Here is a 21,717-nt window from a genome sequence, read left to right on the forward strand (position 1 = left end):
GCAGGCGGATATACAATCAGCCCCATGACCAGCGGCTCCCTCGAGTTCACGGTTTCACGTTCGGCCAATCCCGCGACCGACGCCGAACGTGGATCCATCCTGGCCGAGCCCGGTTTCGGCAAGTACTTCACCGACCACATGGTGTCGATCGACTACGACGGCGAGCGGGGGTGGCACAACGCGCGCGTCATCCCGTACGGCCCGATCGAACTGGACCCCTCGGCGATCGTGCTGCACTACGCGCAGGAGATTTTCGAAGGGCTCAAGGCCTACCGTTGGGCCGACGACTCGATCGTGTCGTTTCGCGCCGAGGCCAACGCCGCGCGGTTGCGGTCGTCGGCGCGGCGCCTCGCAATGCCCGAGCTGCCCGACGAGCTGTTCATGGGCTCGCTGTGCCAGCTCATCGCCGTCGACAAGCAGTGGGTGCCCGCGGCCGGCGGGGAAGAGGCGTTGTATCTGCGCCCGTTCATCATCGCCACCGAGCCGGGCCTGGGGGTGCGGCCGTCCAAGCGGTACCGCTACCTGCTGATCGCGTCACCGGCCGGCGCCTACTTCAAGGGCGGCATCAACCCCGTCACGGTCTGGGTGTCGACGGATTACGTGCGGGCCAGCCCGGGCGGCACCGGCGCGGCCAAGTTCGGCGGGAACTACGCCGCGTCCCTGCTGGCGCAGGCCGAGGCCGCCGCCCACCAGTGCGACCAGGTGGTGTGGCTGGACGCCGTCGAACGGCGCTTCGTCGAGGAGATGGGCGGCATGAACATCTTCTTCGTGTTCGGCAGCGGCGGGTCGGCGCGGTTGGTCACCCCCGAGCTGTCGGGTTCGCTGCTGCCGGGCATCACCCGGGATTCGTTGCTGCAGTTGGCAATTGACGCCGGCTTCTCCGTCGAGGAACGCAAGATCGACATCGACGAGTGGCAGAAGAAGGCCGCCGCCGGCGAGATCACCGAGGTGTTCGCGTGCGGTACCGCCGCCGTCATCACCCCGGTCTCGCACGTGAAATACGGCGACGCCGAGTTCACCGTCGCCGACGGCCAGCCCGGCGAGGTGACGATGGCGCTGCGCGACACCCTCACCGGGATCCAGCGCGGCACGTTCGCCGACACCCACGGCTGGATGGCGCGGCTGGGCTAAGCCCCCTGCACGGCCCCAGCGTGAAGTTGGTTTCACCTTCGGCCGCGAGCGTGAAGATACGTTCACGCTCGCGGGTTGGCCTGGGCTAGGTCGCGGCTAGAACCGGACCAGCCCGGCGAGCGCCACGGCGCTCACCGTGGTGGTCAGCTCGATCGCGGCGCCCAGCACGTCGCCGGTGATGCCGCCGAATCGGCGCACGCAGTGCCGCACCAGCACCGCGCCGCAGCCCAGGCCGGCCAGCACGGCCGCCGGCCCCTGCCAGGGCCGCGGCCCGGCCGCCAGCGCGGCGACCAGCAGCGCCGCGACCCAGGCCGCCGCGACGATCGCCGGCTGGCTGCCCGCGACCCGCGCGCCCAGCGCGCTGCCCGCGGCCGCCGGCACCGACCGGCGGCTGGCCAGCACCGCGGCCACCCGGCCGGCGACGACCGCGACCGCGATGCCGGTGAGCCCCGGCCTGGCCGCCGCCCCGAGCGCCGCGAAGGCCAGCCCCTGCAGCGCGATCGTCAAGACGACGGCCGCCGCGCCGAACGGGCCGGTCGACCCGTCGCGCATCACCGCCAGGGCGCGCTCGGGCGGCCCGTAACAGCCCAGCCCGTCGGCGGTGTCGGCGACCCCGTCGATGTGCAGGCCGCGGGTCGCCAGCAGCAGCGCCGCGACCGCGAGCAGGCCGGACAGCGCGGAAGACGGCCCGAACGCCTGAGCCCCGCCCCACGTCACGGCGGCGGCGAGCGCCCCCAGGGCGGCGCCCACCGCGGGCAGGGCCGTCATGGCGCCGCGGCCCACCGGGGCGTCGTGTGAACGTGGCACGGGAAGCACCGTGCCGAACGCGAAAGCCGTTGCCAGCGAACGCATCACAGCGGGGGAGCGGCCCGTTCGGACACGCCGGCCTGTGTGAACGTGGCCATCGACGAGAGGGTGGCCACCGCGGCGCGCAACACCGGCAGCGCCAGCGCGGCCCCGCTGCCCTCGCCGAGCCGCATCCGCAGGTCCAAGATCGGTTCCAGGCCGAGCTCGGTGAGCGCCAGCTTGTGACCCGGCTCGGTGGACCGGTGACCGGCCTGCCACCACCGCCGAGCGTCGGGCGCCAGCCGCTCGGCGACCAACGCGGCGGCCGTCACCGCCATCCCGTCGAGCAGCAGGGGGGTGCGCCGCACCGCGGCCTGCGCGCAGAAACCCGCCATCGCGGCCAGGTCGGCACCGCCGCCGCAGCGCAGCAACGCGACCGGGTCGGGCAGCACGCGTGAGGCCCGGAACAGGGCGTCGCGCACCGCGGCCGTCTTGCGCGCCCAGCCGGCGTCGTCGATCCCGGTGCCGAAGCCCACCACCGCGACCGGCTCGGCGTTCGTCAGCGCGGCCACCAGCACTGCCGCCGGGGTGGTGTTCCCGATGCCCATGTCCCCGGCGATCAGCAAGTCGGCCCCGGCGTCGACCTCCTCGTCGGCGATGGCCCGGCCGGCGGCGATCGCGGCGGCGGTCTCGGCGTCGGACAGCGCGTCCTCGACCGTGATGTCGCCGCTGCCCCGCCGCACCTTGTGGGCGCCGATCCGGTCCGTCGGCGCGTCACCGGCCACCGCCAGGTCCGCAACCCGCACGGTCGCGCCGGCGAGGTCGGCCATCACGTTGATGGCCGCCCCACCGGCCTCGAAGTTGGCGACCATCTGCGCGGTCACCTCGGGCGGGTAGGCCGACACCCCGGACCGTGCGACGCCGTGGTCACCGGCGAACACCACCACCCGGGCGCGCTCGAATTGCCTTGGCGGACACTGTCCTTGACACGACGCCACCCACACCGACAGGTCTTCGAGGCGGCCCAGCGCGCCCCGCGGCTTGGTCAGGGTGTCCTGGCGGGCGCGGGCGGCCGCGGCGACGCCCGCGTCGGGCGGCGATACCGGGGCGAACTCCATCACGTCCCCGACGGCTTGATCGGCACCGCCTGGCCGGCCACCACCAGCACCACCCGGTCACAAAGCTCGGCGACGCGCTGGTTGAGGCTGCCCAACTCGTCGGCGAACCGGCGCCCGGATGCGGTGGCCGGCACCACACTGAGCCCGACCTCGGGGCTGACCAGCACCAGCGTGGAGTTGAAGTCGCCGACGGCGGCGAGCATGGCTGCGACGGGGGCGGCGACCGACCCGCCGTCCCACCCGTGGTGGCGGTCAAGCGTGCCGGCCAGCCAGGAGCCCAGGTCGTCGACGAGCGTCGGGGTGTCCGGCGCCGCACGCAATTGGCTTGCGATGTCGCCGGTTTCGACGGTCGACCAATGACCGGGCCGGCGGCCGCGGTGCTCGGCGACCCGGTCCGCCCAGCCCGCGTCGCCGTCCCCGGCGGGGCCGGGGGCCAGATAACAAACCGGCTGGCCGGCCGGCAGCGTCCCGGCGATGGCGTCCTCGGCCCACCGGGATTTGCCCGATCGGATCCCGCCGAGCACCAGCGTGCGCACCGCGCTCAGGCGGGCCTACTTGACATCGGCGCCGCGCTTGACTTGCGGCCGCGGCGTCCGCAGCCGGCGCATCTGCGACGCCCGGCTGGCGGCGTACAGGCCCAGCTTCCAGCGGCTTTCGGTGTTGTCGGGGAACTTCGCGTCCACCAGCTTGCTCACCCTGCGGCCCAACAGCAGCCCGTCGACCAGCATCACCGCCATCAGCAGCAGCATCGCCGGGGAGACGTAGAGCTGCAGCTGTGGGGTAGTGAACAGGGCGAACATCAAGAACAACGTCGCCGGCATGAACAGGCCCAGCAGGTTGCGCCGGGCGTCCACCACGTCGCGCGCGTAGCGCCGGACCGGGCCCTTGTCGCGCGGCAACAGGTACGCCTCGTCGCCGGCCATCATGCGCTCCCGGCGATCGGTCATCTTGGCGCGGTTGGCGGCCCGATCGGCCTTGCGCTCCTCGCGGCTGAGCTTGGGACCGGCCAGCGACTTGCGGCGGGCGCGCGCCTCCGACGCGGTCATCGGTGCGGGCGTGACCGGGCCCTTGCGCGCCGTCCGCCGCGCCTCGTTGCGTTTCGGCGTCGGGCGGCCCTTGGGGCTCGTCCCGCGGGCGCCGCGAGACGTCGTCTCCGCGGCGCCGGCGGCATCGACCGCCGCCGCACCCTCGTCAAGGTCCTCGTCCTGGCCCTTCTTGCGGCCCATCAACTTCACAGAGGCCAGGTTACTTCGCGGATGGGCCACTTCGGAATTGGCTTGGAATGCCTCGCTATTAGACCTGCGTCAGCACGTCACTTGGCCCTACTCTTACCAGTGATGAACGGCTGCCTGTGATGGACGATGGCACCATGGCCTCGGATGATGCTGCTTTGGGCCTCGCTCCCGGCCGTCTGCAGCTGCCGGCCATGCTCGTCCTGGTCGCCCCCGATTGCTATGGCGACAGCATGACCGCCGTAGAGGCCGCCGCGGCCATCGCGACCGGGTGGACGCGATGCCGGCCGGGCGATCGGTTCATCGTCGCCCCGCAGTCCGACGGCGGTCCCGGCTTCGTCGAGGTGCTCGCCAGCCGGCTGGGCAAGGCCCGGCGGCTGCGGGTGTCCGGGCCGCTGTCCACCATGGTCGAGGCCGCGTGGGTGTTCGATCCCGCAACGACGACCGCCTACCTGGAATGCGCGCAGGCGTGCGGCCTGGCCCTGCTGGGTGGTCCGCCCACCCCGGAGACCGCGATGGCGGCCCACAGCAGGGGAGTGGGGCAGCTCATCGCGGAGGCGCTGCGGGCCGGTGCGACGCGGATCGTGGTCGGGCTGGGCGGCAGCGCGTGCACCGACGGCGGGCAGGGCATGATCGCCGAACTCGGCGGCCTGGACTCCGCCCGCCGCCAGCTGGCCAACGTGGAACTCATCGCCGCCTCCGACACCGAATACCCCCTGCTCGGGCCGTGGGGGGCGGCCAGGGTCTTCGGCCCGCAAAAGGGCGCGGACACGGTCACCGTCGCCGCCCTGGAGGTCCGCCTGCAGGCGTGGGCGCTGATCTTGGAGGCGGTCGCCGGCCGCGACGTGAGTTCGGAACCGGGCGCGGCGGCGGCCGGCGGCATCGGTGCCGGACTGCTGGCACTGGGCGGCCGGTGCGAGTCGGGCGCGGCGATCATCGCCCATCACACCCGCCTGGCCGACGACCTGGACATGGCGGAACTGATCGTCACCGGGGAAGGCCGGTTCGACGAGCAGTCGCTGCACGGCAAGGTGGTGGGCTATCTCGCCGATGCGGCGCGGCCGCGGGGGGTGCCGGTGATCGTGCTGGCCGGCCAGGTGGGCCTGGACAACGCCACGGTCAGGTCGGCGGGCATCATGGCCGCCCTGTCCATCGCCGAGCACGCCGGCTCGGTGCGGCTCGCGCAGGCCGACGCGGCCAATCAGCTCATGGGGCTGGCGTCCGTGGTGGCGGCACGACTCGGGAATAGCGGTCCTGCAAGGTACCGTTGAGGGAGTGGACTTTCTCGGGCCCAGCCTGAAGACCCAGCCAACGAGAGGCATGTAGGAGAAGCAATGACGGTGCAAAACGAGTCGAACGCCAAGACGCACGGCGTGATCCTGACCGAGGCCGCCGCCACCAAGGCAAAGTCCCTGCTCGACCAGGAGGGGCGGGACGACCTGGCGTTGCGGATCGCGGTCCAGCCGGGCGGGTGCGCGGGCCTGCGCTACAACCTCTTCTTCGACGATCGGACGCTGGACGGCGACCTGACCGCGGACTTCGGCGGGGTGACGTTGACGGTGGACCGGATGAGCGCGCCGTACGTGGAGGGCGCGTCCATCGACTTCGTCGACACCATCGAGAAGCAGGGCTTCACCATCGACAACCCGAACGCCACCGGCTCGTGCGCCTGCGGCGACTCGTTCAACTGACCGGGTGACGTCCGCTCAGTACGAGCCACCGGTGCGCAGCACGTACGAGCACACCATGATCTGGCCGCGCTGGAACAGCAGCTGGGCGATGCCCTGCAGTTCGCCGCGCATCGGACCCCCGGCCGCGGGCGACGCCTTCATGGTGAACAACGCCTGGGCCTGGTACTGCGACAGGTAGACGATCTTGTCGATCGAGGTCACCTCGACCTCGGAGAACTGCTTGCGGAACGCGTCGCTGCTCAACTTGGCCAGCGCCTGATCGGACCGTTTGTCGCGGACGCCGTCGTACATGCCGCACAGCGCGTTGCGTTCGATCTCCTCGATGTCGCGGTGGTCCAGCGCGTCCAGATAACCCTGGATCGCCGTCTTGGCGGCGCCCTCGGAGAACGTGGCGCCGGTATTGGCCCCGTTGGTGCGCACGCCGTAGACGATCGCCACGGTCAGGGCGGCCGCCAGCGCTACCGCCAACAGGATGCCGATGACCAGCCGCCGCTTGGACCGCCGCTGCGGGTACGGCAGCGGCGGCGGTGCCTGACCGGCATAATTGACGGGAGCCGCGCCGCCGGGGCGGGGATCGTCGGGGAACTCGAGGGGCTGAGACTCCGCTGGTTCTCCTCCGCCGCCGCCGACAGTGTCGTTCGGCGAATGCGGACCTGCCATCGTGGTCTCCTACGGTGGTAGACGGGACTGGTGCGGTATACGCCGACCGCGCATCGCGTCCCGGCGACTTGAGCGAGTTCCCTAGGGAGGCTAGCGCACCGCTTCGCGCCGACCGTGGACACAGCGACGGTCCGGGCGCGTGCGTAAGCTAGGTAACCTTGCTAACGAAGGGCGGAGACATTCGTGACGATCGCGGTGACAGGTTCGATTGCGACCGACAATTTGATGCGGTTCCCCGGCAAGTTTTCCGAACACCTGCTGGCTGAACATCTGCAGAAGGTCTCGCTCAGTTTTCTGGTCGACGACTTGGTGATCCACCGCGGCGGCGTCGCGGGCAACATCGCCTACGCCATCGGCGTGCTCGGCGGTGACGTGGCGCTGGTCGGCGCCGCCGGCGACGACTTCGACGACTACCGGCAATGGCTGCAGTCGCACAACGTGAACTGCGACCACGTGCTCATCTCGGAGACGGCGCACACGGCGCGTTTCACCTGCACCACCGACGAGGACATGGCCCAGATCGCGTCGTTCTACCCCGGCGCAATGTCGGAGGCCCGCAACATCAAGCTCGCCGACGTGGTGTCGTCCATCGGTGAGCCGGACCTGGTGATCATCGGGGCCAACGACCCGGACGCGATGGTGGTGCACACCGAGGAGTGCCGCAAGCTGGGCCTGGCCTTCGCCGCCGACCCGTCTCAGCAGCTGCCCCGCCTGTCCGGCGACGAGATCGACAAGCTCATCGACGGCGCCGCCTACCTGTTCACCAACGACTACGAGTGGGAGCTCCTGCTCAACAAGACGGGGTGGTCGGACGCCGATGTGCAGGGCAAGGTCGGGCTGCGGGTGACGACGCTGGGCCCCAAGGGCGTGGACATTGTCGAGCCCGACGGCACGACGACCCACGTCGACGTCGTGCCCGAGACCAGCCAGACCGACCCCACCGGCGTCGGCGACGCGTTCCGCGCGGGCTTCCTTACCGGACGCAGCGCCGGCCTCAGCCTGGAGCGCTCCGCGCAGCTGGGCTCGCTGGTCGCCGTGCTGGTGCTGGAATCCACCGGAACGCAGAACTGGGACTGGAACCGCGAGACCGCGGTGAGCCGGTTGGCCAGCGCCTACGGCGACGACGCGGCCAACGAGATCGCCGCAGTGCTCACCTGAGCTCGTCCACCAGACGCGAAATCCCATGGCGCGCCCCGGTCGCGCGCGTTTGGCGTCTGCTGGCGGACAGAACCGTCAGAGCTGGACGGGATACACCGGCTCGCTGATCTGCGGGACCACGCTGTGCTCGACGAAGATCGCGTGCCACAGCATGAAGATCAGCACCGTCCACAGCCGGCGGCTGTGATCGCTGACGCCGTTGCGGTGCTCGTCGAGCATCCGCCGGACGGCCGCCAGGTCGACGAGGTGGCCGGCCTGCGAGGACGCCACCAACCCGTTGGCCCAATCCAGCAGTTCGCCGGCGCGCAACCAATGCCGGATCGGCACCGGGAACCCGAGCTTGGGCCGGTGCAGCACGTGCGCGGGAACGATGGGCTCCAGCGCCCGTCGCAGCGCGTACTTGGTGGTGGTGCGGGTGATCTTGGCCTCGACCGGCAGCCGCGACGCCACGGCGAACACCTCCGGATCCAGGAACGGCACCCGCAGCTCCAGCGAGTTGGCCATCGTCATCTTGTCCGCCTTGACCAGGATGTCGCCGCGCAACCAGGTGAACAGGTCGATGTGCTGCATGCGGGCCACCGGGTCCCAGCCCTTCGAATGCGCGTACACCGACGCCGTCACGTCGGTGTGGGTCCATCCCTCGCGGAAGCCAGGCAGCACGTCGCGCAACTGGGCGTCGGAGAAGCTGCGGGCGTTGCCGTAATAACGCTCCTCGAGCGTCAGCGAGCCGCGGTGCAGCAAGCTCTTGCCCCGCATCCCCTCCGGCAGCGGCCTGGACACCTTGCCCATCGACCGTCGCAGCGGCCGCGGTAGGTAGTCGAACGGCTTGAGCGACAACGGTTCCCGGTAGATCGTGTAGCCGCCGAACAGCTCGTCGGCCCCCTCCCCGGACAGCACCACCTTGACGTGCTTGCGGGCCTCGCGGGCGACGAAGAACAGCGGCACCAGCGCGGGATCGGCCACCGGTTCGTCGAGATACCAGACGATTTCCGGCAGGGCCGCGACGAACTCGTCCGGGTGGACCACCTTGGCGATGTGGCGGGCGCCGATCGCCTCGGCGGAGGCCACCGCGACGTCGATCTCGGAGAAGCCCTCCCGCTCGAAGCCGGTGGTGAAGGTGATCAGCTTCGGGTTGTGCCGGATGGCCAGCGCCGCGATGGCGGTGGAGTCGATGCCGCCGGACAGAAACGCCCCGACGGTGACGTCGGCGCGCATGTGCTTGGCCACCGAGTCCTCGAGCACCGCGGTGATCTCGTCGTAGCGGGCCTGTTCGGTGCCGCGGGTGATCGGTGTGGCGGCGAACCGCGGCGCGAAGTAGCGGGTGGTCTCGGGCGGCCGCCCGGGAGTGATCCGCGCGTAGCAGCCCGATTCGAGCCGGCGCACGCCGCGGTGCAGCGTCTCGGGCTCGGGCACGTACTGCAGGACGGTGTAGTGCTGCACAGCCCGCTCATCGATCCCGGTGTCGAATCCGATCAGCTCGGCGAGGTCCAGCAGGCATTTCTTCTCGCTGGCCACCGCGGTGCCTCCGGCGCCGGTCGCCATGAACAGCGGCTTGATGCCGAAGGGGTCTCGGGCGCAGAACAATTCGAGGGTGGCGGTGTCCCACAGGGCGAAGGCGAACATGCCGCGCAGCCGGGTGAGCACGCCGGCGCCCCAGTAGTGGTAGCCGGCGACGATGGCCTCGCCGTCACCGTCGGTGGCGAAAACGGCGCCGTGCGCGGTGGCCAGCTCGTCGCGCAGCTCCAGGTAGTTGTAGATCTCGCCGTTGAACACCAGCACGTAGCGGTCGGGAGCCTCCGCCGGCCCCCACCGCAGCGGTTGGTGCGAGTGGGCGATGTCGATGAACGACAGTCGGTTGAACCCGAACACGACGCTGCCCTCGGCGGCCAGGCCGCCGGGCTCGTCGGGCCCGCGGTGCCGCATCAGGCGCAACGAGCGCGCGATGGCCTCGTCGGCCCGGGCGGCAGCGTCGCCACTGGCACTGTCCGGGGCAGCGACGAACGCCAGCAGTCCACACACGGCGCCCCAGTATGCCGCACTTCGGGTAAGCCCGTACCGGTCGCACCCGGCACGTCGTGCCGGCCCGGCGGGCCGGGGTTTCGTCGCTCGGTTCAGCGGCGTGGTCTACGCTGCGTAGTATTCGATATCCGAGCAGGAGGCGCCAACGTGACACCTCGCGAGCAGGTCCGTTCGCAACGTTTGTCGCAGGGCAGGTTTGACAGCCTTTCTGGCCGCCGTTCCGGGGGCTTTCGGCGGGGTCGGTCCCGTCTGCGGCCGCTGGCGCTGGCCGCGACGTTCGGCGTGTTGGCGGTCACCCTGAGCGGATGCAGCTGGTCGGACGCGCTGGCCCTGGGCTGGCCCAAGGGCATCACCCCGCAGGCCCACATCAACCGCGAGCTGTGGATCGGGGCGACGATCGCCTCGCTGGTCGTCGGGGTCATCGTCTGGGGCTTGATCTTCTGGGCGTCGGCCTTCCACCGCAAGAAGGCCACTGACACCGAGCTCCCGCGCCAGTTCGGTTACAACATGCCGCTGGAGCTGGTGCTCACGGTCACGCCGTTCCTGATCATCTCGGTGCTGTTCTACTTCACGGTGGTCGTGCAGGAGAAGATGCTGCATGTCGACAAGGACCCGGAGGTGGTGGTCGACGTCACCGCCTTCCAGTGGAACTGGAAGTTCGGCTACCAGCGCGTCGACTTCAAGGACGGCACGCTGAACTACGACGGTGTCGATCAGGCGCGCAAGAACGCGATGGTTTCCAAGCCGGAGGGTAAGGACGCCCACGGCGAGGAGCTCGTCGGACCGGTCCGCGGGCTCAACACCTCCGACCGCACCTACCTGAACTTCGACAAGGTCGAGATCCTGGGCACCAGCGACGAGATCCCGGTGCTGGTGTTGCCCACCGGCAAGCGCATTCAGTTCCGGCTGGCCTCGGCCGACGTCATCCACACGTTCTGGGTGCCCGAGTTCCTGTTCAAGCGCGACGTGATCCCCAACGCCGAGGCGAACAACTCGGTGAACGTCTTCCAGGTCGACGACATCAGCAAGGCCGGGGCTTTCGTCGGGCACTGCGCCGAGTTCTGTGGCACGTATCACTCGATGATGAACTTCGAGGTTCGGGTGGTGCCGCCCAACGACTTCAAGGCTTATCTTCAGCAGCGGATCGACGGAAAGACCAACGCGCAGGCGTTGCAGGCGATCGGTCAGGCGCCGCTCGCGGTGACCACCCACCCGTTCGACACCAAGCGCGGTCAGTTGGCCGGAAGCCAGTAGGTTAGGACACCAAATGCATATTGAAGCCAGGCTTTTCGAATTCATCGCCGGGTTTTTCATTTTGGTGGCGGTGCTTTATGGGGTGCTGACAGCGCTTTTCGCCACCGGTGGTGAGGAGTGGGCCGGCACTACCGCGCTGGCGCTGACCGGTGGACTGGCGTTGATCGTGGCCACCTTCTTCCGGTTCGTCGCCCGCCGCATCGACACCCGGCCCGAGGACTACGAAGGCGCCGAGATCAGCGACGGGGCAGGTGAATTGGGCTTTTTCAGCCCGCACAGCTGGTGGCCGATCCTGATCGCGTTGTCGGCCTCGGTCTCCGCGGTCGGTATCGCGTTGTGGCTGCCGTGGCTGATCGCCGCGGGCGTGATGTTCGTCCTCGCGTCGGTCGCGGGATTGGTCTTCGAGTACTACGTCGGCCCCGAGAAGCATTGATTCGTTTCCGTAAAGGTCACAATCAGATCACGTGATCTGCGGCGGGTTCGCCAAGACTTCTTTGCCCCTCTGCGTTCGGTAGTGTTTTGCCCAGGCAATTGACAATTTCTCAAGCGCGCGCGCAACGGTATGGCCGCGGGGCCCCGCGCGCTGGTGAGGCAGTCGGACAGGGCAGGCAGAGATGAGTGGGCCGAAACCCCCGGAATGGGAACCTGAGGAACCCGATTCCGTGAGCGAGGCTCCCCACCAACCGGATTCCGGCGCCGAGCCCGCCGAGCCCGCCGACGCCGCCCCCGATGCCGGGGTCGATGACGAGCTCGAACCGTTCGACGACGGCGCCGAGCCGGAGGCCGACCAAACGGGCCAGACCGACGCCTATTCGCGGGCCTATTCGGCCCCGGAGTCCGAGCACTTCGTCAGCGGCCCGTACCTGCCGGCCGACCTCGCGCTCTACGACTACGACACCTTCGACGAGCCGGCCGAGGACGAGGACGAACACGCCGCCCCGCGCTGGCCGTGGGTGGTGGGGGTCGCCGCGATCGTGGCCGCCATCGCGCTCGTGGTGTCGGTGTCGCTGCTGTTCGCCCGCACCGACACCACCAAGCTGGCCAACCCGAACACCACCACCACCGTGCCGTCGACGCCGCCGCTGCAAGACGAGATCACGACCACCAAGCCGCCACCGCCGCCTCCGCCGCCACCACCGCCGACGACCGAACCGCCGCCCCCGACAGCAACGGAGACCCAGACCGTGACGGTGACGCCCGCACCGCCGCCGCCACCGCCGGCACCCGCGCCCGCGCCGCCGCCGGCCACCTCGACCGCCGCCGCGCCCCCGCCGCCGACCACCCCGGCCGGCCCCCGGCAGGTGACCTACTCGGTCACCGGCACCAAGGCGCCCGGGGACATCATCTCGGTGACCTACGTCGACGCGTCCGGCCGGCGGCGTACGCAGCACAACGTGTACATCCCGTGGTCGATGACCGTCACGCCGATCTCGCAGTCCGACGTGGGCTCCGTCGAGGCGTCCAGCCTCTTCCGGGTCAGCCGGCTCAACTGTTCGATCACCACCAGCGACGGGACGGTCCTGTCGTCGAACACCAACGACGCACCGCAGACGAGCTGCTGATGGTCAGCAGTTATTCGGCGTATCGCCCTGGCGACGACACCATTTCACCGGACGTCATCGACCGCATCCTGATCGGTGCGTGCGCGGCCGTCTGGCTGGTGTTGCTCGGCGTGAGCGTGGCCGCGGCCGTCGCGCTGACGGACTTGGGCCGCGGCTTTCACAAGGCGGCCAGCAACACGCATTCCACCTCGTGGGTGCTGTATGCCGTGATCGTCGTCTCGGCGCTGATCATCGCCGGGGCGATCCCGATGCTGATCAGGGCGCGCCGCATGGCCCAGACCGACCCGGCCGCCCGGGGGATGACCGCGCCCAGCCGGCCCCCGGTGCGGCTGATGTCGCAGGCGCCGCGGACGGCGGCCGAGCGGGCGCGGCAACCGAGGCCCCAGGCGCCGGCTCCGGCGGCCGATTCCGAATGGTCGGGGGAGACGGTCGATCGGGTCTGGTTGCGCGGCACCGTGCTGTTGGTGACCGCGATGGGCGCGGCGCTGATCGCGGTGGCGACGGCGACCTACCTGATGGCCGTGGGCCACGACGGCCCGTCCTGGGTCGCGTACGCAATCGCCGGTGTCGTCACCGCGGGGATGCCGGCGATCGAATGGCTGCACGTTCGCCAGCTGCGCCGGGTCGTCGACGCGGCGTAGGCGCCGATCAGGACGCCTTGGTGTACCTGCGAACCAATTCGTCCTCGCCGAACGTGCCCGTGTGCTGCGCACCGTTGTCGTCGCGGCCGAAGAACGTCCAGCGCCGGGGAGTCGTCTGCGGGCCGCTGATCATCTTGACGGTGTAGCGCAGTTTCGTGGGGCGCAGCGTGCCGATGATGTCACCGACGCGGATCTTCGAGGGGTGGACCTCTGGCGCATCGGCCCAGTCCTGTACTGCCATTACGCCCGTCCTCACCGTTTCGGCCCCCCGCTCACCAGGACAGCGCCACGGTCAGGCACCTGCCACTCTAGTGCAACCGCAGGGGCGACCCGGTTGCCGCGGCGCCAGGGCGCTTCCGGAGTCCGAGGGGTCACCCTGGCCGTCCCGACAGGTCACCGGGGGCGTAGCGTCGACGACGAGCCGTTTCGTTGTCAGCGGTGGTCCGTGCCATCCGTGCAAGTGCCGCCCCCGGGCAATGCGATTCCTCCGTCCGCCCCGCGTTCGCCGGGGCGAACGACGCCGACGTGAAGGAAACCGCCCGTGGATGATGCAACAGTGCCCGGCCGCGACCGCGGTGTCCGTCGATGACCGCAACAGAACGCCGGCGCCGTGCCAACCCCGTCCGGCTGTCGGTGGCGCGGGAACTCGGCCGGGCCATCGACGGCGCGTGGTGGCCCCGCGCGGACCGCATCACCAACGAGCTGCCCGACCTGGTCTCCGTCCTGACCCCGCTGCTCGGGGACATCGAGTCCATCAACGTCAACTGGCCACCGCTGCAGCGACCACCCGACCTCAACTGGTCGGGATGGGAACGGAAACGGCAGCACGTGATGACCGTCATCGGGGCCGACGCACGGGTCAACCTATTGGTCATCCCGTACGCCACCTACAGCGCGCTCGCCCTGATGGTGTTGCGCTGCGCGGCCAACCTGCCCGTCGAAACGCGCGACCAGACGAAGCCGGCGTTCCTGACCGCCGGCTCCGTCCTGCGGGCCGCTCACCAGCAGTGCGGCACGGCCGTCACTGAACCAGCACGAGGCTAGTGGTGCTCGCCGTTCTTCCCGTTTGATCCGACGACGCTCTCCTGGTGCTCGCGCAGGGCGGTCAGGGCGCGTTGCTCCGAGCCGTGTGCCGCCTCGCGCAGCGCCGCGTCCTCCGACGCCGGGTCGGCGAACAGGAAGCTGCCGTGCCCGGGCGAACCGGCCGAGCCCAGCTTGTTCATCCGCTTGGGCAGCGCCGCGCCCTGGTACTCGAGCGGGAGCGGGTGGCCGTGGTCGTCGACCGGGCCGAGCGGCTGGTGCAGCTCGATGTACGCGCCGTGCGGCAGCCGCTTGATGATGCCCGTCTCGATGCCGTGCGCCAGCACCTCCCGGTCGCTGCGCTGCAGCGCGACGCACCACCGGTAGGCGATGAAGTAGACCACCGGCGGCAGGATGACCATTCCGATGCGGCCGATCCAGGTCGTCGCGTTCAGCGAGATCTGGAACTTCAGGGCGATGATGTCGTTCATCGCGCTGAGGGTCAGCACCATGTAGAACGCGATCGCCATCGCGCCGATCGCCGTGCGCACCGGGGCGTCACGCGGCCGTTGCAGCAGGTTGTGGTGGGCGTAGTCGCCGCTGAACCGCTTCTCCAAGAAGGGGTAGACGATCAGCAGGATGAAGATCAGGCCCATCAGCAGCGCCACCCAGACCGGGGCGGGAATGGTGTGGTGCCAGAAGTAGAACTCCCACGGGGGCCAGATACGCGCCAGGCCCTCGGTCCACATCATGTAGAAGTCGGGCTGCGAGCCCGCCGACACGTGAGATGGCTTGTAGGGGCCCAGGTTCCAGATCGGGTTGATCTGCAACAGCCCACCCATCAGGCCGAGCACACCCACGATCGCGGCGAAGAACGCGCCGGATTTCACCGCGAAGATCGGCATCACGCGCACTCCCACGACGTTCTGCTCCGTGCGGCCCGGGCCGGGGAACTGGGTGTGCTTCTGGAACCACACCATCGCGAGGTGCAGCCCGATCAGCGCCAGGATGATCCCCGGAAGCAGCAGGATGTGCAGCGCGTACATCCGCGGGATGATCGTGCCCACGGTGGCGCACTCGTTACCCACACCGCCGCAAGGGAAGTCGCCGCCGAACAGCGCCCAGTGCAGCCAGGTGCCGATCACCGGCATGCCCAGCGTGATCGAGGAGAGCGCGGCGCGCAGCCCGATACCCGACAACAGGTCGTCGGGCAGCGAGTAGCCGAAGTACCCCTCGAACATGGCCAGGATCAGCAGCAGCGAGCCGATCACCCAGTTCGCCTCGCGGGGCCGGCGGAACGCGCCGGTGAAGAAGATGCGGGCCAGGTGCACCATGATGGATGCGGCGAAAATCAAAGCGGCCCAATGGTGTACCTGCCGGACGAACAGGCCGCCGCGCACCTCGAACGAGATGTCGAGCGTCGAGGCGAACGCCTTCGACATGTCCACACCGCGCAACGGCTGGTAGGCGCCGTTGTAGGTGACCTCGGCCATGGACGGGTCGAAGAACAGCGTCAGGTACACGCCGGTGAGCAGCAGCACGATGAAGCTGTACATCGCGATCTCGCCCAGCAGGAACGACCAGTGCGTCGGGAAGACCTTGTTCAGCTGCCTGCGCACCGCCGCCGAGGGGTGATAGCGGGTGTCGATGTCTTCACCCTGGCGGGCCAGGACATCGCCGATCTTCGGCGGTTTCGGGGGACTCAGTTTGGGACTCATGTTGTCGTCCTCTCCCAGAATGCCGGTCCGACGGGCTCGACGAAGTCACCGTTGGCGACCAGATACCCGTTGGAGTCGATCGTGATGGGCAGTTGCGCGAGCGCGCGTGCCGCCGGGCCGAAGATCGGCTTGGCGAAGTGCAGCGCGTCGAACTGCGACTGGTGGCAGGGGCACAGGATCCGGTAGGACTGCTCCTCGTACAGCGACGCGGGGCAACCCAGGTGCGAGCAGACCTTGGTGTAGGCGAACAACTCGCCGAAGTTGAAGCTTTCCTGGCCTTGACGCTTGACCACCCGGGGCATGTCCGACGGCCGGACGCGGATGAGCATCACGGGATTGCGGACGCCCTGGTTGATCGCGCGCAGCTTCTCCTGCGACTCCGGCGTGGTGCCGTCGCCGTCGGATTCCCGCCAGGGGAACACGGTCTCCATGCCGCCGGCGTCAATGTCTTCGGGCCGCATCTTGATGAACGGCGACGCGCCGGCGGAGCCGGTGGCCCGCGCGAGGAAGATGGTCTCGCCCGCATACCGCGGAGTCCACCCAGACGTCCACAGCACCGCCTTCTTGCCGTTGGCGGTGGGCACCACCGGTTTCCACGGGTTCTTGATCAGCCCGCCGGCGAAGGCCACCAGCGTCGACAGACCAAACGCGCCCAGGCCCAGCCCCAGCGAAGCGCCAATCACCTTGCGGCGGCGGACCGTCGAGCCCTCCAGCGCGTCGGTCAGGTTGGCCACGACCGTCTTGCGGTCGATGTCCCGGGAGGCGCCGTCGTGCCGCTGCTGGATCGAAATCTCTTCGGGGATAAACCTTTTCTGGTAGAGGATGGTGCCGATCGCGATCGACAGGATCGACATCCCGAAGGTCAGCCCGTACAGCGGGGTGGCCAGGTCGTAGAGCAGGCTGCCGGCGGCGTTCTTCGGCTTGTACTCCCATGGCCAGAACAGGAAGACCAACAGCAACGCCAGGCCGAAGCCGCCTCCGAGCAGCAGCCACAGGGCGACCCCACGCTCGGCCCGCTTCTCGGCCTTGGTGCCCTCGACGGGCCAGCGGGGTTCCTTGACGATCGTCTCGACGCCGTCGAGCTTGCCGCCCAGCGCCACCAGCTCCTCGCGCGACATCGCGGCCAGCGCTGCGTCGTCGGGTTCCCTCTCACCGACACCATGGGCAGTACCGCCGGTGTCAGAGCCGCGGACGTCCTCGTGCGTCATGATGCTCGTGCCCCAATCCACAGTGCCAAACCGATGGCGGCGACCATCCCGATGATCCACGCCGCCATGCCCTCGGGCGCGGGTCCGAAGCCGCCCAGTCCGTAGCCGCCGGGCTGGCGCTCTTCGGTGACCGCCTTGATGTAGCCGATGATGTCCTTCTTGTCTTCGAAGGACAGCTGGCGGTCGGAGAACTTCGGCATGTTCTGCGGGCCGGTCCGCATGGCCGCCAGGATCTGCTGTTCATTGGGCGCCTCCAACGGCGGCGCGTACTTGCCCGACGAGAGCGCCCCGCCGCGGCCGGTGAAGTTGTGGCAGGACGAGCAGTTCAGCCGGAACAGGTCCCCGCCGCGGCCCAGGTCGTCTCCGCGCAGCGACTTCATGGCCAGGCTGCCGTCGGGGTTGCGGACCGTGGTGGGACCGCCGCCGTTGGCCTGGACGTACGCGCCCAGGGCGTCGACCTGCGCCTCGTCGAAGATCGGCTCCTTGCGCGGCGCCTGGGCCTCGCCCGTCATCGCGGGCATCCGGCCGGTGGACACCTGGAAGTAGACGGCCTCCTCGCCGACCCCGATCAGGCTGGGCCCGCGGTCGGGCACGCCCTGCAGGTTGGCGCCGTGGCACGAGACGCACGACGTCTCGAACAGCTGCTTGCCCGTCCGCAGCAGCGCCGAGGACGACTCGTCGGCGACGGCCACCTGCGGGCGCGGCGTCAGCACGGCGGCCAGGCCGCCGGCGATGGTCAGCGCGATGAGCAGCAGCAGCCCGCCCGACAGGCGGCGGCGCAGGCGCCGCCGGGACCGATCACTCGCCGCTTGTCGCGGCTTCCGGTTTCGCATGGACCCCAGCTTCTTCAACCGAGCACTCCTGTTCATTCCGTTATTCGGAGCCGTCGGCTCATCGGATGAAATAGATCACGGTGAACAGCGCGATCCACACGATGTCGACGAAATGCCAGTAGTAGGACACGACGATGCTCGCGGTGGCCTGCGCCGGGGTGAACTTGCTCATCGCGGTGCGGGCCAGCAGGAAGATGAACGCGATCAGACCGCCGGTGACGTGCAGCCCGTGGAATCCGGTCGCCAGGTAGAAGACGCTTCCATAGGCGCTGCCCGGAATCGTGGTGCCGTGGGTGGCCAGGTGGTAGTACTCGTAGCCCTGCCCGCAAACGAAGAACAGGCCCATCAGGAAGGTGATCACGTACCAGCGGCGCAGCCCGAAGACGTCGCCGCGTTCCGCCGCGAACACCCCCATCTGGCAAGTGAACGACGATGCGATCAGCACCAACGTGACCGGGACGGCCTGATAGAGGTTGAGTTCGGTCGGCGGCGGCGGCCACTTTCCGCCCGACTGCGCACGCGCGGTGAAGTACATCGCGAACAGGCCGGCAAAGAACATCAGCTCGCTGGAGAGCCAAACGATGGTGCCGACACTGACCATGTTGGGTCGATTCAACGAATGAACCCGCGACGTGATTGCAGTACCTGAGGTCCCTACAGCGCTGGTCACATCCGCAAGTATGACGCTTTGTAGTTGTTGAACTCCACCCGGGGCGGCATTTGATGTTTTCGCGTCGCGACCACGCCCGGAGCGGGCGGGCCCCCGCGGCGGTTGGGGCAGGTTCGGTCCTCGTGGGACCATCGGCGCGTGGCTCTGTCATCTGAGGCTTCGGCCCTCGGGGGTTCCGCCGCGGACGCGGTAGGGACGGCGCCGTCGTGGCCGCGGATCCTGGCCCGGTTGACCGACGGGCACGATCTGGCCCGCGGCCAGGCCGCCTGGGCCATGGCGCAGATCATGGCCGGCGACGCGAGCCCGGCGCTCATCGCCGCCTTCGCGGTGGCGATGAAGATGAAGGTGCCCACCTCGGCCGAGGTCAGCGAGCTGGCCGACGTCATGCTCAGCCGCGCGCGCCCACTGCCCGCCGGCCTGCGCGACGACGCCGTGGACATCGTCGGAACCGGTGGTGACGGCGTCAACACCGTCAACCTGTCCACCATGGCGGCGATCGTGGTCGCCGCCGCGGGCGTGCCGGTGGTCAAACACGGCAACCGCGCGTCGTCGTCGCTGTCCGGCGGTGCCGACACCCTCGAGGCGCTCGGGGTGCGCATCGAACTCGAACCCGAGCAGGTCGCGCAGAGCCTCGCGGAGGTGGGCATCGGGTTCTGCTTCGCGCCGCTGTTTCACCCGTCGTACCGGCACGCGTCCGCGGCGCGCCGCGAGATCGGGGTACCGACGGTGTTCAATCTGCTTGGGCCGCTTACCAATCCGGCCAAGCCGCGGGCCGGCTTGATCGGCTGCGCGTTCGCCAACCTGGCCGAGGTGATGGCGGGGGTGTTCGCCGGGCGCCGGTCCAGCGTGCTGGTGGTGCACGGGGACGACGGGCTCGACGAGCTGACCACGACCACCACCAGCACGATTTGGCGCGTGCAGGCCGGCACGGTGGACAGGCTGACCTTCGACCCGGCGGGCTTCGGTTTCGCCCGCGCGGATCCGGGCGATCTGCTCGGTGGTGACGCGCAGGCCAACGCGGCCGAGGTGCGTGCGGTGTTGGCCGGCGGAAAGGGCCCGGTCCGGGACGCCGTCGTGCTCAACGCCGCCGGCGCGATCGTCGCGCACGCCGGGCTATCCAGCCGCGCTGAATGGTTGCCGGCGTGGGAGGACGGGTTGCGGCGCGCCAGCGCGGCGATCGACTCCGGTGCGGCCGAACAGCTGCTCGCGCGATGGGTGCGGTTCGGCCAGCAGCTCTGAATCATGTTGGGCCGCTTGCTCGTAGGCCAACCGGGCGGAGCGCGCGGAGGCGGCCCACGCCGCCCACGCGCCGGCGGAGCGCAACGGTGACGCCCAGCCCGCCGCGTCGGGGGAGTCGTCGACGCGGACGATGCGCACCCCCGGGCCGGCCAGCCAGCGCGCGATGAGGGCGGACTCCTCCACCAACGCACCGCCCAGCGGGGCCGCGCTCGGCAGGATCGCCTGTGCGCCAGCGACAATCGCGTCGACCACCGGCAACGGGGGCACCCCGCGCCGAGCGGAGCCCGCCGCGGCGAGCTGGCCGTGTCGGACGACGGCGAGGTGGTAGCCGCCCTCCCCGTCGGGCGCGGCGGCGATCAGCTCGGGCAGCGTGGCCAGGGCGCGCAACCGCTGGCCGCGCCACAGGATCTCGACCGCGGTGGCGGTGCGGTCGCGCAGGCGCGCGGCACTCTCGAAATGTCGGCGTTCGGCCAGCGCCGTGATCTGGTCCACGGCGGCGACCAGGGCGGCGTTGTCCAGTCCGTCGATCAATGCCGCGGCGCGCGCCACGGCCGCGGCGTATTGGGTGGCCGTGATGTCGCGCGCCGCCGGGCACGGCGACACCTCGACCTCGGCGCAGGACGGACCGTGCAGGCCCGAGCGGCCCAGCCGGGCGGTGCAGGTCCGTAGGCCGGTGAAGCGGGCCAGCAGGGCGGCGGTGTCGGCGGCGTCGGCGCGGGAGCGAAACGGGCCGACGGCGCGGTCGTGGCGGGGCGCGCGCACGACCGCGAGCCGCGGGAACGCCTCGTCGGTGAGCGCCGCCCACCACCACCTGTGCGGGAACCGCGACCTGCGGTTGTAGGGCGGGGCGTGCGCGGCCAGCAGCCGCAGCTCGCGGACACCGGCCTCCAGCGCGTGGGCGCACTCGACGTGGTCGACCGCGGTGGCCAGGTTGACCATCTCCTTCATCCGGCCGCGTGGGTCCGTGCCGGTGAAGTACTGGCCGACCCGGCGGCGCAGATCGACGGCGGTGCCGACGTAGAGCACCTCGCCCGACGGCCCGCGGAACAGGTAGACGCCGGGCCGGCGGGGCAGCCCCTCGGCGAGGACCCGCTTGCGCCGCTGGGCCGGAGTCACGTCCGGCAGGTAGGCGCGCAGGTCGGCATAGGTGTGCACGCCCTGGTTGCCCACCCGTTCGATGAGGGCGTGCAGCACGTCGACGGTGGCGCGGGCGTCGTCGAGGGCGCGGTGGGTGGGCTGCGTGGCGACGGCGAACAACCGCGCCAGGGCGGCCAGCCGCACGCTGGGGGCTTCCTCGCGGCTGAGCACCCGGCGGGCCAGCCGCACCGTGCACAGCACCTGCGGCCGGGGCCAGGCTATTTCGCACCGCGCCGCCGCGGCGCGCAGGAACCCGATGTCGAAACCGGCGTTGTGCGCGACCAGCACCGCGTCCCCGGCGAACTCGAGGAACATGGGCAACACCGCCTCGATGGTCGGCGCGTCGGCCACCATCGCGGTTGTGATGCCGGTCAACTGCACGATCTGCGGCGGGATGCTGCGTTCCGGGTCGACGAGCGTGGCAAATTCGCCCAGCACCACGCCGCCGCGAACCTTGACCGCCCCGATCTCGGTGATGGCGTCGGGGGCGTTTCCGTTCGTGCTCTTCGTGCGGCCGCCGGTGGTTTCCAGGTCCACAACCACGAATGTGGTGTCGCGCAGCGAGACATCCGCAGTGGCGAAGGGCGACCCCAAGTCGGCGAAGCTGAGCTGAGTCGCACCGCCGGCACCCATGGCCGCG

The 21,717-nt window shown here is 70.0% G+C and carries 21 protein-coding genes and 1 pseudogene; 10 read left to right on the forward strand and 12 right to left on the reverse strand.

Annotated elements, in window-relative coordinates:
• Window positions 1-24: 24 nt before the first annotated feature.
• On the forward strand, window positions 25-1,131 hold the full coding sequence (locus ACEL92_RS11340) for a branched-chain amino acid aminotransferase (RefSeq protein WP_374025651.1): 1,107 nt from the start codon (window positions 25-27) through the stop codon (window positions 1,129-1,131).
• 96 nt (window positions 1,132-1,227) lie between these two features.
• On the opposite strand, the gene ACEL92_RS11345 is transcribed toward ACEL92_RS11340, so the two are convergent.
• The 4 genes from ACEL92_RS11345 to ACEL92_RS11360 are packed head-to-tail and all read right to left on the reverse strand — an operon-like array spanning window position 1,228 to window position 4,270.
• Window positions 1,228-1,986, reverse strand: a complete 759-nt coding sequence (locus ACEL92_RS11345; protein ID WP_374025652.1) for an adenosylcobinamide-GDP ribazoletransferase — start codon at window positions 1,984-1,986, stop codon at window positions 1,228-1,230.
• Window positions 1,983-3,038, reverse strand: a complete 1,056-nt coding sequence (gene cobT / locus ACEL92_RS11350; RefSeq protein WP_374025653.1) for a nicotinate-nucleotide--dimethylbenzimidazole phosphoribosyltransferase — start codon at window positions 3,036-3,038, stop codon at window positions 1,983-1,985. The genes ACEL92_RS11345 and cobT overlap by 4 nt, the downstream gene beginning before the upstream one ends.
• Window positions 3,035-3,571, reverse strand: coding sequence for a bifunctional adenosylcobinamide kinase/adenosylcobinamide-phosphate guanylyltransferase (locus ACEL92_RS11355; protein WP_374025654.1), 537 nt, complete (start codon window positions 3,569-3,571; stop codon window positions 3,035-3,037). Before ACEL92_RS11355 ends, cobT begins: the two co-directional genes overlap by 4 nt.
• Window positions 3,572-3,586: 15 nt before the next feature.
• Window positions 3,587-4,270: a DUF3043 domain-containing protein gene (locus ACEL92_RS11360; protein WP_374025655.1), complete on the reverse strand. Its 684-nt coding sequence runs from the start codon at window positions 4,268-4,270 to the stop codon at window positions 3,587-3,589.
• Between the two features lie 191 nt (window positions 4,271-4,461).
• On the opposite strand from ACEL92_RS11360, the gene ACEL92_RS11365 reads away from it, so the two are divergent.
• Window positions 4,462-5,538: a glycerate kinase gene (locus ACEL92_RS11365; RefSeq protein WP_374026176.1), complete on the forward strand. Its 1,077-nt coding sequence runs from the start codon at window positions 4,462-4,464 to the stop codon at window positions 5,536-5,538.
• Between the two features lie 63 nt (window positions 5,539-5,601).
• Window positions 5,602-5,958: an iron-sulfur cluster assembly accessory protein gene (locus ACEL92_RS11370; protein WP_067281389.1), complete on the forward strand. Its 357-nt coding sequence runs from the start codon at window positions 5,602-5,604 to the stop codon at window positions 5,956-5,958.
• A 15-nt stretch (window positions 5,959-5,973) separates the two neighbouring features.
• Here ACEL92_RS11370 and ACEL92_RS11375 read toward each other — a convergent pair whose 3' ends face one another.
• Entirely contained in the window at window positions 5,974-6,618 is a 645-nt protein-coding gene (locus ACEL92_RS11375; RefSeq protein WP_374025656.1) for a hypothetical protein, read from the reverse strand.
• Between the two features lie 183 nt (window positions 6,619-6,801).
• On the opposite strand from ACEL92_RS11375, the gene ACEL92_RS11380 reads away from it, so the two are divergent.
• Window positions 6,802-7,776, forward strand: coding sequence for a carbohydrate kinase family protein (locus tag ACEL92_RS11380; RefSeq protein WP_374025657.1), 975 nt, complete (start codon window positions 6,802-6,804; stop codon window positions 7,774-7,776).
• Between the two features lie 75 nt (window positions 7,777-7,851).
• On the opposite strand, the gene asnB is transcribed toward ACEL92_RS11380, so the two are convergent.
• Window positions 7,852-9,795 carry an asparagine synthase (glutamine-hydrolyzing) gene (asnB, locus tag ACEL92_RS11385; protein WP_374025658.1) on the reverse strand — a complete coding sequence of 648 codons (1,944 nt, stop codon included), beginning with the start codon at window positions 9,793-9,795 and terminating at the stop codon, window positions 7,852-7,854.
• A 147-nt stretch (window positions 9,796-9,942) separates the two neighbouring features.
• On the opposite strand from asnB, the gene ACEL92_RS11390 reads away from it, so the two are divergent.
• The 4 genes from ACEL92_RS11390 (at window position 9,943) to ACEL92_RS11405 (ending at window position 13,252) form a co-directional block, all read left to right on the forward strand.
• Complete coding sequence (locus ACEL92_RS11390) at window positions 9,943-11,049, forward strand: cytochrome c oxidase subunit II (protein WP_374025659.1); 1,107 nt, start codon at window positions 9,943-9,945, stop codon at window positions 11,047-11,049.
• A 13-nt stretch (window positions 11,050-11,062) separates the two neighbouring features.
• Window positions 11,063-11,482 carry a cytochrome c oxidase subunit 4 gene (locus tag ACEL92_RS11395; RefSeq protein WP_067281379.1) on the forward strand — a complete coding sequence of 140 codons (420 nt, stop codon included), beginning with the start codon at window positions 11,063-11,065 and terminating at the stop codon, window positions 11,480-11,482.
• Between the two features lie 181 nt (window positions 11,483-11,663).
• Window positions 11,664-12,611 (forward strand): MmpS family transport accessory protein, encoded by a 948-nt coding sequence (locus ACEL92_RS11400; RefSeq protein WP_374025660.1) that lies wholly within the window; start codon window positions 11,664-11,666, stop codon window positions 12,609-12,611.
• Window positions 12,611-13,252: a DUF2561 family protein gene (locus ACEL92_RS11405; protein ID WP_374025661.1), complete on the forward strand. Its 642-nt coding sequence runs from the start codon at window positions 12,611-12,613 to the stop codon at window positions 13,250-13,252. Before ACEL92_RS11400 ends, ACEL92_RS11405 begins: the two co-directional genes overlap by 1 nt.
• Window positions 13,253-13,259: 7 nt before the next feature.
• On the opposite strand, the gene ACEL92_RS11410 is transcribed toward ACEL92_RS11405, so the two are convergent.
• Entirely contained in the window at window positions 13,260-13,493 is a 234-nt protein-coding gene (locus ACEL92_RS11410; protein ID WP_374025662.1) for a hypothetical protein, read from the reverse strand.
• Between the two features lie 344 nt (window positions 13,494-13,837).
• Between ACEL92_RS11410 and ACEL92_RS11415 the strand changes: the two genes are divergently transcribed.
• A complete protein-coding gene (locus ACEL92_RS11415) occupies window positions 13,838-14,296 on the forward strand; it encodes a DUF5994 family protein (RefSeq protein WP_374025663.1) in 459 nt (152 codons plus the stop codon).
• Here ACEL92_RS11415 and ACEL92_RS11420 read toward each other — a convergent pair.
• From ACEL92_RS11420 to ACEL92_RS11435, 4 genes are read right to left on the reverse strand one after another with little or no spacing between them, the layout of a single operon-like run.
• On the reverse strand, window positions 14,293-15,990 hold the full coding sequence (locus ACEL92_RS11420; RefSeq protein WP_374025664.1) for a cytochrome bc complex cytochrome b subunit: 1,698 nt from the start codon (window positions 15,988-15,990) through the stop codon (window positions 14,293-14,295). The genes ACEL92_RS11415 and ACEL92_RS11420 overlap by 4 nt on opposite strands.
• Window positions 15,987-17,198 (reverse strand): ubiquinol-cytochrome c reductase iron-sulfur subunit, encoded by a 1,212-nt coding sequence (locus tag ACEL92_RS11425; protein ID WP_374025665.1) that lies wholly within the window; start codon window positions 17,196-17,198, stop codon window positions 15,987-15,989. The genes ACEL92_RS11420 and ACEL92_RS11425 overlap by 4 nt, the downstream gene beginning before the upstream one ends.
• Window positions 17,195-18,049, reverse strand: coding sequence for a c-type cytochrome (locus ACEL92_RS11430; protein WP_374025666.1), 855 nt, complete (start codon window positions 18,047-18,049; stop codon window positions 17,195-17,197). The genes ACEL92_RS11425 and ACEL92_RS11430 overlap by 4 nt, the downstream gene beginning before the upstream one ends.
• A gap of 40 nt (window positions 18,050-18,089) precedes the next feature.
• Window positions 18,090-18,701, reverse strand: a complete 612-nt coding sequence (locus ACEL92_RS11435) for a heme-copper oxidase subunit III (RefSeq protein WP_067274561.1) — start codon at window positions 18,699-18,701, stop codon at window positions 18,090-18,092.
• Between the two features lie 138 nt (window positions 18,702-18,839).
• Here ACEL92_RS11435 and trpD point away from each other — a divergent pair, with 138 nt between their 5' ends.
• Window positions 18,840-19,940 carry an anthranilate phosphoribosyltransferase gene (gene trpD / locus ACEL92_RS11440; RefSeq protein ID WP_374025667.1) on the forward strand — a complete coding sequence of 367 codons (1,101 nt, stop codon included), beginning with the start codon at window positions 18,840-18,842 and terminating at the stop codon, window positions 19,938-19,940.
• Here trpD and ACEL92_RS11445 read toward each other — a convergent pair.
• Window positions 19,878-21,710: pseudogene (locus tag ACEL92_RS11445) on the reverse strand (DEDD exonuclease domain-containing protein); the annotation flags it as partial. The gene trpD and the pseudogene ACEL92_RS11445 overlap by 63 nt on opposite strands.
• Window positions 21,711-21,717: the final 7 nt, after the last annotated feature.

Origin of the sequence: Mycobacterium hainanense, from assembly GCF_041890355.1 — a bacterium.
GTDB lineage: Bacteria > Actinomycetota > Actinomycetes > Mycobacteriales > Mycobacteriaceae > Mycobacterium > Mycobacterium hainanense.